This is a genomic window from Tabrizicola sp., assembly GCF_034366665.1.
GTDB lineage: Bacteria > Pseudomonadota > Alphaproteobacteria > Rhodobacterales > Rhodobacteraceae > Tabrizicola.
The window spans coordinates 1-14,267 of record NZ_JAXMMF010000153.1 but is presented as its reverse complement, the minus strand read 5'-3'; the positions used below and the strand labels follow the sequence as shown (position 1 = coordinate 14,267).

16 protein-coding genes are annotated in these 14,267 nt (G+C 66.2%); 9 read left to right on the top strand and 7 right to left on the bottom strand.

Annotated elements, in window-relative coordinates; all coding sequences use genetic code 11:
• Positions 1–51: 51 nt before the first annotated feature.
• The 3 genes from U1E69_RS21375 to U1E69_RS21365 form a co-directional block, all read right to left on the bottom strand.
• On the bottom strand, positions 52–2,253 hold the full coding sequence (locus U1E69_RS21375; protein WP_322246466.1) for an RNA degradosome polyphosphate kinase: 2,202 nt from the start codon (positions 2,251–2,253) through the stop codon (positions 52–54).
• An 87-nt stretch (positions 2,254–2,340) separates the two neighbouring features.
• On the bottom strand, positions 2,341–3,015 hold the full coding sequence (locus U1E69_RS21370) for a DnaA/Hda family protein (RefSeq protein WP_322246463.1): 675 nt from the start codon (positions 3,013–3,015) through the stop codon (positions 2,341–2,343).
• The gene (locus U1E69_RS21365; RefSeq protein ID WP_322246461.1) at positions 3,012–4,181 is read right to left on the bottom strand and encodes an AI-2E family transporter; all 1,170 of its coding nucleotides are present in this window, start codon (positions 4,179–4,181) and stop codon (positions 3,012–3,014) included. The genes U1E69_RS21370 and U1E69_RS21365 overlap by 4 nt, the downstream gene beginning before the upstream one ends.
• A 220-nt stretch (positions 4,182–4,401) precedes the next feature.
• On the opposite strand from U1E69_RS21365, the gene U1E69_RS21360 reads away from it, so the two are divergent.
• The 3 genes from U1E69_RS21360 to U1E69_RS21350 are packed head-to-tail and all read left to right on the top strand — an operon-like array spanning position 4,402 to position 5,814.
• Complete coding sequence (locus U1E69_RS21360; RefSeq protein ID WP_322246459.1) at positions 4,402–4,665, top strand: PepSY domain-containing protein; 264 nt, start codon at positions 4,402–4,404, stop codon at positions 4,663–4,665.
• A 1-nt stretch (position 4,666) separates the two neighbouring features.
• A complete protein-coding gene (locus tag U1E69_RS21355) occupies positions 4,667–5,299 on the top strand; it encodes a cytochrome b/b6 domain-containing protein (protein WP_322246458.1) in 633 nt (210 codons plus the stop codon).
• Positions 5,296–5,814: a helix-turn-helix transcriptional regulator gene (locus U1E69_RS21350; RefSeq protein ID WP_322246457.1), complete on the top strand. Its 519-nt coding sequence runs from the start codon at positions 5,296–5,298 to the stop codon at positions 5,812–5,814. The genes U1E69_RS21355 and U1E69_RS21350 overlap by 4 nt, the downstream gene beginning before the upstream one ends.
• 24 nt (positions 5,815–5,838) lie before the next feature.
• On the opposite strand, the gene U1E69_RS21345 is transcribed toward U1E69_RS21350, so the two are convergent.
• Both U1E69_RS21345 and U1E69_RS21340 read right to left on the bottom strand, forming a co-directional pair.
• Complete coding sequence (locus U1E69_RS21345) at positions 5,839–6,615, bottom strand: carbohydrate ABC transporter permease (protein WP_322246455.1); 777 nt, start codon at positions 6,613–6,615, stop codon at positions 5,839–5,841.
• A complete protein-coding gene (locus U1E69_RS21340; RefSeq protein WP_322246453.1) occupies positions 6,612–7,460 on the bottom strand; it encodes a sugar ABC transporter permease in 849 nt (282 codons plus the stop codon). Before U1E69_RS21340 ends, U1E69_RS21345 begins: the two co-directional genes overlap by 4 nt.
• A 220-nt stretch (positions 7,461–7,680) precedes the next feature.
• On the opposite strand from U1E69_RS21340, the gene proS reads away from it, so the two are divergent.
• From proS to trhA, 6 genes are all read left to right on the top strand, one after another.
• Positions 7,681–9,018 (top strand): proline--tRNA ligase, encoded by a 1,338-nt coding sequence (proS, locus tag U1E69_RS21335; RefSeq protein WP_322246451.1) that lies wholly within the window; start codon positions 7,681–7,683, stop codon positions 9,016–9,018.
• Entirely contained in the window at positions 9,018–9,599 is a 582-nt protein-coding gene (locus U1E69_RS21330) for a DUF998 domain-containing protein (protein ID WP_322246448.1), read from the top strand. The genes proS and U1E69_RS21330 overlap by 1 nt, the downstream gene beginning before the upstream one ends.
• Positions 9,600–9,638: 39 nt before the next feature.
• Complete coding sequence (locus tag U1E69_RS21325) at positions 9,639–10,313, top strand: dihydrofolate reductase family protein (RefSeq protein ID WP_322246447.1); 675 nt, start codon at positions 9,639–9,641, stop codon at positions 10,311–10,313.
• Positions 10,314–10,384: 71 nt separating this feature from the next.
• The gene (locus U1E69_RS21320; protein WP_322246446.1) at positions 10,385–11,374 is read left to right on the top strand and encodes an aldo/keto reductase; all 990 of its coding nucleotides are present in this window, start codon (positions 10,385–10,387) and stop codon (positions 11,372–11,374) included.
• A 10-nt stretch (positions 11,375–11,384) separates the two neighbouring features.
• The gene (locus tag U1E69_RS21315) at positions 11,385–12,038 is read left to right on the top strand and encodes a ThuA domain-containing protein (RefSeq protein WP_322246445.1); all 654 of its coding nucleotides are present in this window, start codon (positions 11,385–11,387) and stop codon (positions 12,036–12,038) included.
• A gap of 114 nt (positions 12,039–12,152) precedes the next feature.
• Positions 12,153–12,812, top strand: a complete 660-nt coding sequence (trhA, locus tag U1E69_RS21310) for a PAQR family membrane homeostasis protein TrhA (RefSeq protein WP_322246443.1) — start codon at positions 12,153–12,155, stop codon at positions 12,810–12,812.
• Between the two features lie 37 nt (positions 12,813–12,849).
• Here trhA and U1E69_RS21305 read toward each other — a convergent pair whose 3' ends face one another.
• A complete protein-coding gene (locus tag U1E69_RS21305) occupies positions 12,850–13,797 on the bottom strand; it encodes an NAD(P)-dependent alcohol dehydrogenase (protein ID WP_322246442.1) in 948 nt (315 codons plus the stop codon).
• Between the two features lie 272 nt (positions 13,798–14,069).
• The coding region (locus tag U1E69_RS21300; protein WP_322246441.1) for a hypothetical protein at positions 14,070–14,267 on the bottom strand (198 nt) is incomplete at its 5' end.

Sequence of the window (14,267 nt, the reverse complement as noted above, 5' to 3'; positions counted from 1 at the left end):
TTGAGTAAGAAATTTGTCAAAATCCTTGCTTAAGGATTTTGGTCCCGGCCCCTACTGTGCCGCGACAACACCCGACGTGTCGTCATCCTTCACCGGGATCAGGCGCGGTGCGTCCTTTGCCGCCGTGCCCCGGCCCGAAAGCGAGGGGTTCTCCATGAAGAACTGGTGGCAGTTGAACAGCGTCACGCCCTCGGGTCCCAGGTCGCGGGCATAGCTGCCGTCGGGCGACAGGACCCAGCTTTGCGCCTCGTCTCCCAGGTTGGCGGCCATGATCTGGCTGAGGATCTGGTTCTTGACGGTGGGGTTATGCACCTCGACCAGGGTTTCCACCCGCCGCGTCAGGTTGCGGCCCATCCAGTCGGCAGAGGAGAAGAACACCCGCGCCTTCTTGGCCGGCAGCCCGTGGCCATTGCCGAAGCAGACGATGCGGGAATGTTCCAGGAACCGCCCGACGATGGACTTGACCCGGATGTTTTCAGACAGGCCCTTCACCCCCGGACGCAGGCCGCAGATGCCGCGGATCACCAGGCTGATCTTCACCCCCGCCTGAGAGGCCGCGTAAAGCGCGTCGATCACGTCGGATTCGATGATCGAGTTCATCTTGGCCCAGATTTCCGCCGGACGTCCGGCGCGGGCGTGTTCGGCTTCGGCGGCGATCAGCTCCAGGAGGCGCGGCTTCAGCGTGATCGGGCTGATCGCCAGGTTCTCAAGCCCCTGTGGCTGCACGTAGCCGGACAGGTAGTTGAACACCTTGGTCGCATCGCGGCCCAGGGCCGGGTCGCAGGTGAAGAACGACAGGTCCGTATAGATCCGCGCGGTGATCGGGTGGTAGTTTCCGGTGCCGTAATGGGTGTAGGTGACAAGATGGTCGCCCTCGCGCCGGACGACGGTGCTGATCTTGGCGTGGGTCTTGTAGTTGACGAAGCCGTAGACGACATGCGCCCCGGCGCGTTCCAGACGGCGGCTTTGCCGGATGTTCGCGGCTTCGTCAAAGCGCGCCTTCAGTTCCACCAGGGCGGTTACCGACTTGCCGTTCTCGGCCGCCTCGCACAAGGCGCTGACAATCGGGCTGTCCCAGGAGGTGCGGTAAAGCGTCTGCTTGATCGCCAGCACGTTCGGGTCCGTGGCCGCCTGCTGCAGGAAGCGGATCACCATGTCGAACGTCTCGTAGGGGTGATGCAGCAGCATGTCCTTTTGCCGGATCGCGGCGAACATGTCGTCCTCGTGGTCCTTCACCCGTTCCGGCACCCGGGGAGTGAAGGGCGGCCACATCAGGTCCTTGCGGCTGGAGAGGATCAGCTCCTTCAGGTCGGCGACGCCGAGAAGGCCCTTGACCTCGACCACCTCGTCCTCGGTGACGGCGAGTTCTTCCATGATCAGCGCGCGCAAATCCTCGGGCGCACCGGCAGACATCTTCAGCCGGATCACCTCGCCCCGGCGGCGGCGCTTCAGGGCGGTCTCGAACTCGCGCACGAGGTCTTCGGCCTCGTCCTCGACTTCCAGGTCGCTGTCGCGCAGGACGCGGAAGGTGCAGTGGCCCTTGTCGGCATAGCCGGGGAACAGCATGTCGAGGTGCAGCAGAAGCAGCTCCTCCAGCGGCAGGAAGCGGTGCTCGCCTTCCTTGCCGGGCAGGGGGACGAAACGGGCGATCTGCTGCGGGATCGGCAGCAGCGCCTTCAGCGGGCGGTGGTCGGTGATCCGCTCCAGCTCCAGCGCCAGCGAAAACCCGGTGTTCGGGATGAAGGGAAACGGGTGGGCCGGGTCGATGGCCAGGGGCGACAGCACGGGAAAGACGTTGGACAGAAAGTGCGTTTCCAGATGCTTCAGGTCACGGGCGGTCAGCTTTGACCGCTGGACCAGAGTGATGCCCTCGACCTCCATCTCCTTGCGCAGGCGGTTGAAGGTGGTCTGTTGCGTCTGCATCAGGCGGCGGGCGTCGGCGTTGATCAGTTGCAGCTGTTCGGCGGGGCTGCGGCCATCCTCGGACAGGGTCGCATTGCCGTTGCGGACCAGCGCGCGCAGGCCCGCCACGCGGACGGTGTAGAATTCGTCCAGATTGGTCGCGCTGATCGACAGGAAGCGCAACCGCTCCAGAAGCGGGACCTGGGGGTTCGCGGCTTCTTCAAGCACACGCCAGTTGAAGGCCAGCCACGAAAGCTCGCGGTTGAAGAAGCGGCCGGGGCCGGCGGTCTCTGCGAAGGGCAGCTCGACGGGCGCGGGGAACGGGGAACGAAGAAAATCAGCCTGGGTCATGGGCGCGCTTATGCCGTCCACTCTGTGAAACTATTGCGACAGTAAGGCAGCTTGCCTGCAGACTGTCCAGTGAAGCTGCGGTGAGCGCTAGTCATAGCCCAGAAGCTCGCCCGCCAAGGCCCGCGTGATGGGCCGACCGGCGGCAAGCGCGCGGGCATCCAGCGCCGCGACAAGGCCCCGCGCGGCCCCGATCGACCGGGGCATCCGGCTGACAAGATAGGGGATCAGGTTCGGCGGCACCGCGACCTGCCGGTCGGCGAAAAGCTTGACCAGCACCGCCGACAGAAGCGCATCATCCGGTCCCTCCAGCGTCGCGATGGGCGTGGCCTGCATCCGGCTTTTCAGGTCGGCGAGCGTGAGACCCCAGTCGCGGGGCGGCGTGCGCGCGGTCAACAGAAGCGCGCCCGACGCGGTGACCAGGTTGTGCAGGTGGAACAGCTGGGCCTCGGCCCCCCCGATCTGGTCGGTGCTGGCGATCCGGTCGGCATCTTCGACCACCACGGCACGCCCCGAAAGGCTGGCGATGTCGGTCGCGGCAAGACCATGGGCAGGCAGGATCACCGCCCCGGCCAGTGCCGCCCAGACATGGGCAAGGTGCGTCTTGCCCGAGCCTTCGGGGCCGACGATCAGCTGCTTGCGGCCGGGCCAGTCCTGCCAGCTTTCGACCGCCTGCAGCGCCAGGGCATTCGAAGGTGCCACGAAGAAATGTTCGCGCGTCATCGCCTCTACGCTGGGCAGGTCGAACGCAAGCTGGCGGATCACGCGCCCTCTCCGGCCCCGCCGGTGGTCTTGCGGCTGCGTCCTGGTTTCGGCGCGGATGCGGCGGGCGTGGGGCCTGCGGACAGGGGGGCACTATCCGGCGGCATCGCGGCGCGCGCCGTGGTGCCCTTGTAAAGCAAACTGGAGCGGTATTGCTCGATCCCGAAGCGGGTCAGGACCCCGATCGACGCGGCGACGGGCACCGCGATCAGCATGCCGACGAAGCCGAAGACGGTGCCGAAGGCCGACAGGGCGAACAACAGCCAGACCGGGTGCAGCCCGACCGACTTGCCCACCAGCCGCGGGGTCAGGATGTTGCCCTCGACGAACTGGCCCGCCGCGAAGATGGCTGCGATGATGCCGATCTGCAGCCAGTCGCCCCAGAACTGGAACAGCGCCAGACCCACGGCAAGAATGCCTCCGACCAGCGAGCCGACGTAAGGAATGAAGGTGATCGCGCCCGCGATGGCACCGACGACCAGACCGAACTGCAGGCCCGCCGCCATCAGGGCGACCGCGTAGAAGGTGCCAAGCGCCACGCAGACCGAGACCTGGCCCCGCACGAAGCCTGCCAGCACCGCGTCAATCTCGCGCGCAAGGCGGCGGATCGTCGGGGCATGGTCAAGCGGTAGCATGGAATCGATCCGGCCGACCATCTCGTCCCAGTCCAGGAGCAGGTAGAAGGCCACGACCGGCACGACGACGATGAAGACGACGACCGAGATCACCCCCAGCGCCGAGCTGACGACGCCTTGCACCAGCTCTCCGCCCCGGGCCTGGATGGCGGCACCGATCTCGGCCAGGGTCTGGCGGATGGTCGAGGTGCTGTCGGCCAGCTCGGGGAAACGCTCCAGCAGAAAGCCCTGCAGGCGTTTGGCGATGTCCGGTGCGGCGTTCACCAGGGCGGTCAGCTGGTTGACCAGCGTCGGGATCACCGCCAGCACCAAAAGGACCACCATCAGCAGCGCCACCAGCGAGATCACCGTCGTGGCGGCGACGCGGGACATGCCCAGACGCTCCAGCCGGTCGGCCAGCGGGTCCAGGAAATAGGCGATGGCGCCGCCGACGATGAAAGGCAGAAGCACATTGCCCAGCAACCAAAGAAGCAGCAGGAACACCGCCGCGGCGATGCCCCAGTAGCGCAACTGGTGTGAGGTCGGCAGGGCCATGCGGGTTCCTTCGCTTTGCCCCACATATCGCCCGCGCAGTCACCCCGCGCAAGGGGCGAGACGGGCGGAAACTTGCTGTCAGCATGTGCTTAAGCCGGGCAGGGTAAGCGCCACCGGGATAGAGGCCGGGCTTTGGATCGGTGCAGAAGGCGCCATCCGGGACACGGTGTTCCGGACACGGCCCTTGCTTCCTCGCAAGGGTGAACCGAAAGGCAAGACCATGAAACTGAAGCTTCTTACGTTCCTTGCGCTGACCACGATGCCGATGGCCGCGCTGGCAATGCCCGCTGTGGGCGACATGATCGGGACCGATCCGACCACCGCCACGGCCGCGCTGGAAAAGGCGGGCTGCACCGTGAACGAGTTCGAGGCCGAGGACGGCAAGATCGAGGCCAAGTGCACCGACACCGCCACCCAGAAGGCGATGGAAGTCTACATCGACCCGGCTTCGGGCAAGGTCGTCGAAATCAAGTCGGAAGACTGACATGGCACCCCCCCGGACCCTTGCCGTCCCGCCCGCCCTTTGGGACCCAGTCGTGCGGATCACGCATTGGGGGATCGCCGTTTCTGTCCTGGTCAACGCGGCGCTTGATGAAGGCGGAAGCCTGCTTCACGTCTCGCTGGGCTGGCTGGTGCTGGCGCTTCTGGTGCTGCGGCTGGTCTGGGGGGTGCTTGGCCCCGACGAGGCCCGCTTCTCGGCCTTCCCGCCCAATCCCGTCGCCGCGCTGCGCCACTTGCGCCAGCTGGCCCGGGGACGGGTGCGGGACTACCCCTCGCACAACCCGGCGGGCGCGATGATGGCCTATGCCTTCTGGGCATGCCTTGCGATGGTCACCGTCACCGGGTTGATCATGACCGGCGGTGCGACACCGATGCAGGTGGCCGATGACAAGGCAGCGGTTGCATCCGGCGACTGGTCTGCTTTGATCCGGGAGAGCGAAGGCGAATCCTCGGACGAGGACAGCGGCCTGCGTCACACGGCTGAAGAGGTGCATGAAGTGGTTGCCAACCTGCTGTTGATCCTTGCCGCGCTGCATGTGGCGGGTGTCTTTGTCGAGGCCCGTGCGATGCGCCGCAACCTTGTCGCGCCGATGGTTCTTGGCCAACGGCGCAAATGACCGCCAGCCCCGACATCCTTGGTGCAGGGCGCCGCCAGATGGCGGCGCTCTCGATCTTTCTGGTCGTGCAGACGCTGGGCACGGTGTTCTTCGTGGGCGACGTCATCGGCGACCTGCGCGAGGACCCGTATTCGGTCCATTTCATCTTCGAGGCCGTGGTGACTGCCGCGCTGGTCCTTGGCGTCCTCTTCGGCTCCTTCGCGCTGCGCCGCACGATCGAGCTGCTGCGTGCCCAGGATCAGGCGCTGCAGGTCGCACGCGGCGCGCTGTCCGATGTGATCGACCGCCAGTTCCAGGACTGGGCGCTGACCCCGGCGGAACGGGACGTGGGCTTTCTGGCGCTGAAGGGCCTTGACGTGGCCGAGATCGCCGAGCTGCGCGGGGCCGCGCAGGGCACGGTGCGGGCGCAGCTGACCCGGATCTACTCCAAGGCCGGCGTCTCGGGCCGGGCGCAGTTCGCGGCCTTCTTCGTCGAAGACCTGCTTGGCGCGGCAGTTCCTGACGCGGCGGCGTAGGGTGGGCGATATCGCCCACCCTACTCATGCCCGCAGAGTGAAGCCGCGCGCCAGATGGTTCCTGACGAACCAGATCATCGCCACCCCTGGCACCAGCGACAGGCAGGTCATCGCCATCACCATGCCGATGTCGGTCTGAAAGCTGAACATCGCCTGGATCGCCATCGTGATCGGCTTGCCCCCGGTCACGGTCAGGATGCGGGCGAAGACCACTTCGACCCAACTGAAGATGAAGCAGAAGAACGCCGCCACCCCGATCCCCGGCGCGATCTGCGGGATCAGGTGGCGAAAGAAGAACGATGCACCAGTGTGCCCGTCAAGGTAGGCCGTCTCGTCGAACTCGGGCGGGACGGCGCGGATGAAGCTTTCCAGAATCCAGATCGCCACCGGCAGGTTGAACAGGCAATGGACCAGCGCGATCCCGATGGGCGAGTTCACCAGGCCGAAATGGCTGAAGAGAATGAAGATCGGCAGCGACAGCACCACGGGCGGGGTGACGCGGAACACGAGGATCAGCAGCAGGAAGTGCCGGTCGCCGGTAAAGCGATAGCGCGCCAGTGCGTAGGCGGCAGGCAGGCCGATGCTGATGCACAGTGCCACGTTCAAGGTCACGTAGACCAGCGAATTGACCATCGCCGCGCGTAGCTCCGGCTCGGCCAGGACATTGCGATAGTTCATCAGGCCGATGCTGCCCTCGACCACCGCGTCCGTCGGCAGGGTGGCAGTGAAGCTGAGGATCACCGCCTGGACCAGCGGCAGCAGGATGAAGGCGGCAAGGGCAAGGATCGCGAGAGGTCTCATCCCTCCCTCCCCCTTGTGGCGGCGACGAAAGACCAGACGACGGCAAGGACGATCAGGAAGTACAGCGTTGCCCGCGCGGCGGCCTGGCCGTAGGAGAAACCCTTGATCTCTTCGCCCAGCTCCAGCGTCAGGAACCGGGTGGCGTCGTTCGGCCCGCCCGCGTTGATCGCGAAGGCCTCGGTGTAGATCATGAAGCTGTCGACGAAGCGCAGAAGGAACACGATGGCCAGCGCGCCGGTTATGCGCGGCAGCTGGATGAACCGGAATACCGCCCAGCGCGAGGCTCCGTCGATGGCCGCCGCCTGCATGTAGGCTGGCGGGATCGCTGACAGCCCGGCATAGGCCAGCACGACGACCAGCCCCAGCCAGTGCCAGGTGTCCACCACCAGGATCAGCGCCCAGGTGTGCCAGCCGGTGAACTTCCAGTCGAAGCCGATGGCGGCCAGGCTTGGCCCCAGAAGGCCGGTCTGCGGCTCGATCAACCCCAGCCAGAACATCGGGATCATGTTCCACGGCACCACCAAGGGCAGCGCCACCAGCATCAACCCCCAGACCGCGCGCTTGCCGTAGGTCAGCAGCAAGAGCGCGACGCCGATCCCCAAGGGCACCTGAAGGCCAAGCGCGAGAGCGGAGAAGAGGATGCTGCGGCCCAGCGAGGCCAGGAAGCGGTCCGACTGCAGGATATCGGTGAACCATTGCGGCCCGACCCAGAAGACGTCCGACAGGGTGAAGATGTCGTGAAAGCCGTAGTTGATGACGGCAAGCAGCGGCAGCGCGCCCACAAGCGCCAGCAGGGTCAGGGCCGGAAGGATCAGGAACCAGGCGCGATTGTCGTGCGGGCGCATGCGCCCAACCCACAGGCAAAGGACAAGGGTGTCAAGCGCCAGAGTAGGGTGGGCAATATTGCCCACCCTACGCTTGCCCGTCACCCGCAACGGGCGCGATCACGCCTGACCCGCCCTGAACACCCGCGGCCGACCTGTGTTGTGTGCGCCAGCCTCGCGCTTGCCTGCCCGCGTCCGACCCGCTAGGAAACCGGGGACCCTTTCCCATGGCAGGCCCCAGATGCGTCTTTCCCGCTACTTCCTTCCCGTCCTCAAGGAAAACCCCGCCGAGGCGCAGATCGTCAGCCACCGCTACATGCTGCGGGCGGGCATGATCAAGCAGCAGGCGGCGGGGATCTATTCCTGGCTGCCGCTTGGCCTGCGCGTCCTGCGCCGGATCGAAGAGATCGTGAACCAGGAGCAAGAGCGCGCGGGTCACATCCCCTTGCTTATGCCCACGCTGCAACCCGCTGACCTTTGGCGCGAATCCGGCCGCTATGACGACTACGGGCAGGAAATGCTGCGGATCAAGGACCGGCAGGACCGCGAGATGCTGTATGGCCCGACGAATGAGGAGATGATCACCGACATCTTCCGGTCCCACGTCAACAGCTACAAGGACCTGCCGCTGACCCTGTATCACATCCAGTGGAAGTTCCGCGACGAGATGCGGCCGCGCTTTGGCGTCATGCGGGGGCGCGAGTTCCTGATGAAGGACGGCTACAACTTCGACGTCGACCGCGACGCGGCGCTGCATGCCTACAACCGCCACATGGTCAGCTACCTGCGCACCTACGAACGCATGGGCCTGACTGCGATCCCGATGCGCGCGGCCTCGGGTCCCATCGGCGGCGACAACACGCATGAATTCCTGGTGCTGGCGCAGACGGGCGAGTCTGAGGTTTTCTACGACGACCGCGTGACCGCCCTGAAGCTGGGCCAGCGCGACATCGACTATGACGACCGCGCGCAGGTGGCGGACGTCTGCAAGGAGTTCACCACCCTTTACGCCCGCACCGACGAGACCCACGACCAGGCGGTCTTCGATCAGGTCCCCGAGGCCCACCGCAAGGTCGGTCGCGGCATCGAGGTCGGCCAGATCTTCTACTTCGGCACCAAGTATTCCGAAGCGATGGGGGCCGAGGTGGTGACCAAGGATGGCACCAAGGTCCCGGTCGAGATGGGGTCGCACGGGATCGGCGTCTCCCGCCTGCTGGGTGCGATCATCGAGGCGAGCCACGACGACAAGGGGATCATCTGGCCCGAGGGGGTCACTCCGTTCCCCGTCGGCATCGTCAACCTGAAGCAGGGCGACAGCGCGACCGACGCGGCCTGCGAGGGGCTTTACAAGGCTCTGGCCGCCAAGGGGCTTGAGGCACTTTACGATGACCGCGACGAACGCGCCGGGGCGAAGTTCGCCACGATGGACCTGATCGGCCTGCCCTGGCGGATCACCGTCGGGCCTCGGGGTCTGGCGAACGGCATCGTCGAACTGACCAGCCGCCGCACGGGCGAATCCGAGGAGGTCTCGCCCGAGGCAGCCGTCGACCGCATCGCCCAGATCTACGCCGGGCGCTGATGGAGAAGGTCGCGGCCGCGCTTTACGGCCTCGACCTTCTGTTCCTGCTGGCCTTTCAGGTGATGAACCGGGACCAGCCGGTCCTTGCCAAGCCCGTCAGCGAGTACGGGCTGGGGCGGACGGCTGGCCTGTTCAAGATTTACCTGATCGCGGGCTGCATCGCCCCGCCGATCCTGGCCTGGCAGGTCCATGTCTCGGGCGATCCGGATTTTCCGGTCTCGGTCACGGTCTATTTGGTCCTGGTCGCCTTGGGGCGGCTGGGAATCGCGGTCTGGCAGAACGACCCGCACGGTTTGGCCCACACTCGACAAGGGAACCTGCACCGCGCGGCGACGCTGCTGGCCTTCACGGCGGCGTATATGGCGGTGGTCGAGGCGACGCCGCATCTTGTCGCGCTGCACGAAGGCTGGCGGTCCACGGGGGACGAGGTCCTGAAGCTGGTGATCAGCGTTGCCTTCCTGGCCGTGGTTCTGACCACCTCGCCCGGCCTGCGCCCTTGGTTCGGGTTGGCGGAGCGCCTGTTCCTTTACGCCACCGCTTTGTGGTTCCTGCTGGCCACCCTGACCCTTCCGCCCCTATGATCGGTGCCTGAGCGAGAAGGCTGCATCGAGGAGGCTGCCATGTCACGCTGTGTCGTCCGTTGTTTCTCGATCTCCATCGACGGCTTTGGCGCCGGGCCGGAGCAGTCGTTGCAGGACCCCTTGGGCAAGGGCGGGATGGCGCTGCACGGTTGGGTGTTCAAGACCAGGACCTTCCAGGCGATGCATGGCGGGGGCGGGGGTGGGGACGGGGGCGAGGTCGGGGGCGAGGTCGGGGGCGAGAGCATCGACGAAAGCTTTGCGGCGAAGGGGTTCGATAACCTTGGTGCCTGGATCCTGGGGCGGAACATGTTCGGGCCGGTGCGCGGTCCCTGGCCGGATTACGACTGGCAGGGCTGGTGGGGCGAGGTGCCGCCCTATCATTGCCCGGTTTTCGTCCTGACCAACCACGCGCGTCCCGACCTGCGGTTGGCGGACACGACCTTCCACTTTGTCACCGAGGGTCTGGAAGACGCCCTCGCGCGCGCCAAGTCCGCCGCCGGGGGCAAGGACGTGCGGCTGGGCGGCGGGGTCGCCACCCTGCGTGACGGCTTCCGGGGCAGCCACATCGACGAGGCACATTTCGCCATCTCGCCGGTTCTCCTTGGGCGGGGCGAGGCGGTGTTCGCCGATCTTGACCTGCCCGCACTCGGCTATGCCGTGACCCGCCGGGTCGCGGGCGAAGGGGCCGAGCACATCGTCATCGGACGGTCCTGATCGGGCCTTTGCCCTTGACCTTTGCGGCCGTGCGGTCACCTTCCCGCCTGAAGCATGAAATGGAGACCATCATGGACTATCGTCGCCTGGGCAAATCCGGCCTTAAAGTCAGCGAGTTCTCTTTCGGCTCCTGGGTCACCTTCGCCAAGCAGGTCGACCTGCGCCCCGCCAAGGAACTGCTGACCGCCGCCTACGACGCGGGGATCAATTTCTTCGACAATGCCGAGGGGTATGAAGCAGGAGCCTCCGAACTGGTCATGGGCCAGGCGATCCAGGAGCTTGGGTGGAGCCGGGACAGCTATATCGTCTCGTCCAAAGTGTTCTGGGGCGGGGAAAAGCCCACGCAACGCGGGTTGTCGGCCAAGCATGTGACCGAGGCGGCCCATGCGGCGCTGAAGCGGCTGCGGGTCGATCATCTGGACCTCTACTTCTGCCACCGCCCCGACATCGACACGCCGATCGAGGAAACCGTGCGCGCGATGCACAATCTGATCGTGCAGGGCAAGGTCCTGTACTGGGGCACCTCGGAATGGTCCGGCCAGCAGATCACCGAAGCGCATCTGGTGGCCCGGCGCGACGGGTTGACCCCGCCCACGATGGAGCAGCCGCAGTACAACCTCTTCGAGCGGGAAAAGGTCGAGCGCGACTATGCGCCGGTCTATGACACCTTCGGCCTCGGGACGACGATCTGGTCGCCCTTGGCCTCGGGGCTTCTGACCGGCAAGTACAACGACGGCATCCCGCAGGACAGCCGGGCAGCACTGCCGGGCTACGAATGGCTGCGCGACATCATCGCCGGGCCGAAGGGTCGCCGTCGGGTCGAGCAGGTGAAAGCGCTGGCCAAGATCGCCGACGGGGCGGGGATACCGATCCATCACCTGGCGCTTCTGTGGTGCCTGGCCAACCCGCGGGTGTCGACGGTGATCCTGGGCGCCTCGCGGCTGGAGCAGCTGACCGACAACCTGAAGGCTCTGGACCACAAGGCCGCGCTCACGCCGGATGTGCTGGCAGCCATCGAGGAAGTGGTGCAGAACAAGCCCGAAGCACCGCAGCGGTTCTGAGGGGGAGCGAATGGCGAAGGCACTGGTCACCTGGGGCGGATGGGAGGGCCACGAGCCCGAAAAGGTCGGCCCGATGTTCGCCGACTGGCTGCGCGAGGCGGGGATGGAGGTCACCTTGACCGACAGCCTCGCCTGCTTCGACGATGCCGAGGCGCTGAAGACCTATGACCTGATCGTCCCGGTCTGGACCATGTCGAAGATCGACAAGCAGCAGGCCCTGAACGCCTGCGCGGCCGTGGCGGCGGGCACCGGGATTGCCGGCTGCCACGGCGGCATGTGCGACGCCTTCCGCGAGAACGTGGACTGGCAGTTCATGACCGGCGCGCAGTGGGTGGCCCATCCCGGGAATGACGGGGTGGAGTATGGGGTGCGGATCACCTCGGACGATCCGCTGGTCGCGGGCGTGGGCGATTTCACCGTGAAGACCGAGCAGTACTATCTGCACGTCGATCCGGCGGTGAAGGTCCACGCGGTCTGCGATTTTCCGGTGGTCGAGGGGCCGCATTCGGTGAACGGGCCGGTCGCGATGCCGGTGGTCTTCACCAAGGGCTACGGCGCGGGCCGCGTCTACTACAACGCGCTTGGCCACCAGAAGAGCGTGATCGACCACGGCCCGGCGGCCGAGCTGATGCGGCGCGGACTGCTATGGGCCGCGCGGCGCTGAGCAGGGGTTGCTGACCCGAATTTTCTGACGTGGGGTCACATCCCCGCTGCCTCTCTTGACCGGGGGCGGGGGGTGGTCATCTTCTGGATACGCTCTCTTGCCAGATTGAGGACCATGACCCTTCCTGCCGACCATTACCGGGTGCTGAAACGCGAGCTGTCGCTGGGCGAGATTCTGGCCGACGGCATCGTGCATGCGCTGGCCCTGCTGGCCGGACTGATCGCCTTTCCGCTGCTGTTGTTTCACGCCTTGCAAAGCTCTGGCATCGGGATGCTGGTGGCGCTGGCGGTCTATGCGGTCGGGTTCTTCCTGATGTGGGGCTTTTCGCTGGCCTACAACATGACGCCGCCCTCGGCGCTGAAGTGGCTTTTGCGGCGGTTCGACCATTCGATGATCTATGTGATGATCGCCGGGACCTATACCGCGCTGATCCCGCATCTGTCAGGTGCCTGGCCCTGGGTGCTGGGCGCGGTGGTCTGGACCGGGGCGGTGCTGGGGATCCTGGTCAAGGTGGCGTTGCCGGGGCGCTATGACCGGCTGTCGATCCTGGCCTATGTGCTGTTGGGTTGGGTCGGCGTCATCGCCATCGGGCCGGTGACTGCGGCGCTGCCCGCGCTGTCGCTGTGGCTGCTGGTGGCGGGCGGTGCCACCTATGTGGCAGGGGTCGCGTTCTACGTCTGGCAGGGCTTGCGGTTCCAGAACGCGATCTGGCACGGGTTCGTGGCGGTGGCGGCCGGGCTGCACTTTGCGGCGGTGGCGGTCGCTGTGGCATAGGAAGGGTGGGCGGATCGCCCACCCTACGCCCCCGCGTTTATCCCATCGTGACGATCAGGTTGCCGGGCTTGTGGAAGCTTTCGGCGATGCGGTGCGCTTCGACCAGTTGCGCGAAGGGCAGGGTCGGGCCGACAACGGGCGTGTAGCCCCCGGCCCGATGCAGATCAACCAGACGCCGCATCGCGGCCAGGTCGTCCTTGTTGGTGCCGGTAATAAGCCTGCGCCTGAACGCCGAGGCGAGCATCTCGGACAGATCGGCGGTGATCAGGACCAGTCGGCCCTTGGGGGAGAAGAGAGGCTTTGCCCCCTTCCAGCCAAGGCTGCCCATCACGTCGAGGATCACGTCGAACGGACCCTTCGGCGGTCCGCTGCGGTAGTCGGTGACCTCGGACGCGCCAAGCTGGCGGGCGAGGGGGTGGTTGGCGGGCGAGGCGGTGGCGGCGACTTCGGCTCCGATATGGCGGGCGATCTGGACAGCGGCACTGCCGACAGATCCGGTGGCCCCTGCAACAAGCAGGCGTTCACCGGAAGCAAGCTTGGCGCGGTCGATCAGGAACTCGGCGGCAGTGAGGCCGCCGAAGAAGAAGGCGGCGCCCTGTTCGTAGCTGAGGCTTTCAGGGAGGGGCAGCACGGCCCCGGTGGCAGGGATCGTCAGGTATTCGGCATGCGCGCCGCCCTTGAACCCCTTCAGGCCGAAGACGCGCTGGCCTTCCTGGAACGTGGTGACGTTGAAGCCGAGGGCCGCAACTTCGCCCGCGAAGGCCCATCCGGGGGCGACCTTGGGGCGGGACCAGCCGATGGCCAGGCGGATCATCAGGCCGAGGCCACGGGGGACCTTTCCCGACCGCATGCGGGCGTCGCCTGCGGTGACGGGGGCGGCGCGGGTGCGGATCAGCAGCTCTCCCGGACCCGGGGTGGGGATGGGGGAGTCGTCGAGGACGACGGTCTCGGGGCCGCCGTAGGCGGTGTAGCGGGCGATTTTCATGGGGTGAGGGTGGGGGTCGCAAGGGTGCAGGTCAAGGGAGGGGAAACCGGACCTTGGATGTGTCCACGGTGGACATTTCTGGATTACGGTTTGAAGTCAAAGGGTTGGTCTTGGGCGTTAACCGGGTGGTAAGGTTTGGGCGGCGGTGCTTTGCGGCCCGTGAAAACAGTCCAGTGGACATTTGTCAGCCCCGAACACCCGCGGCCGCTGCCAAGGGCCGGGGGAGTCGGGCTGAAGCCCGACCTACGGGTTGGGCGCTGCGACCACCCGGGCTATTTGACCTTCTTGCCCGCGATGACCATGCCGTCCTTGCTGAGGCCCGAGTTCGCGGTGGCCAGCACCTTGGGGGCTTCCTTCTTGGGCTTCTTGGCCTCTTTGTTGCCTTTGCTTCTGTCCTTGGACATCTGGGGGTTCCTTGTCTGCCCGGAGGAGGCTGCCGCCAGAGGCTGACGGGCGTCAGCGCGCGGCAT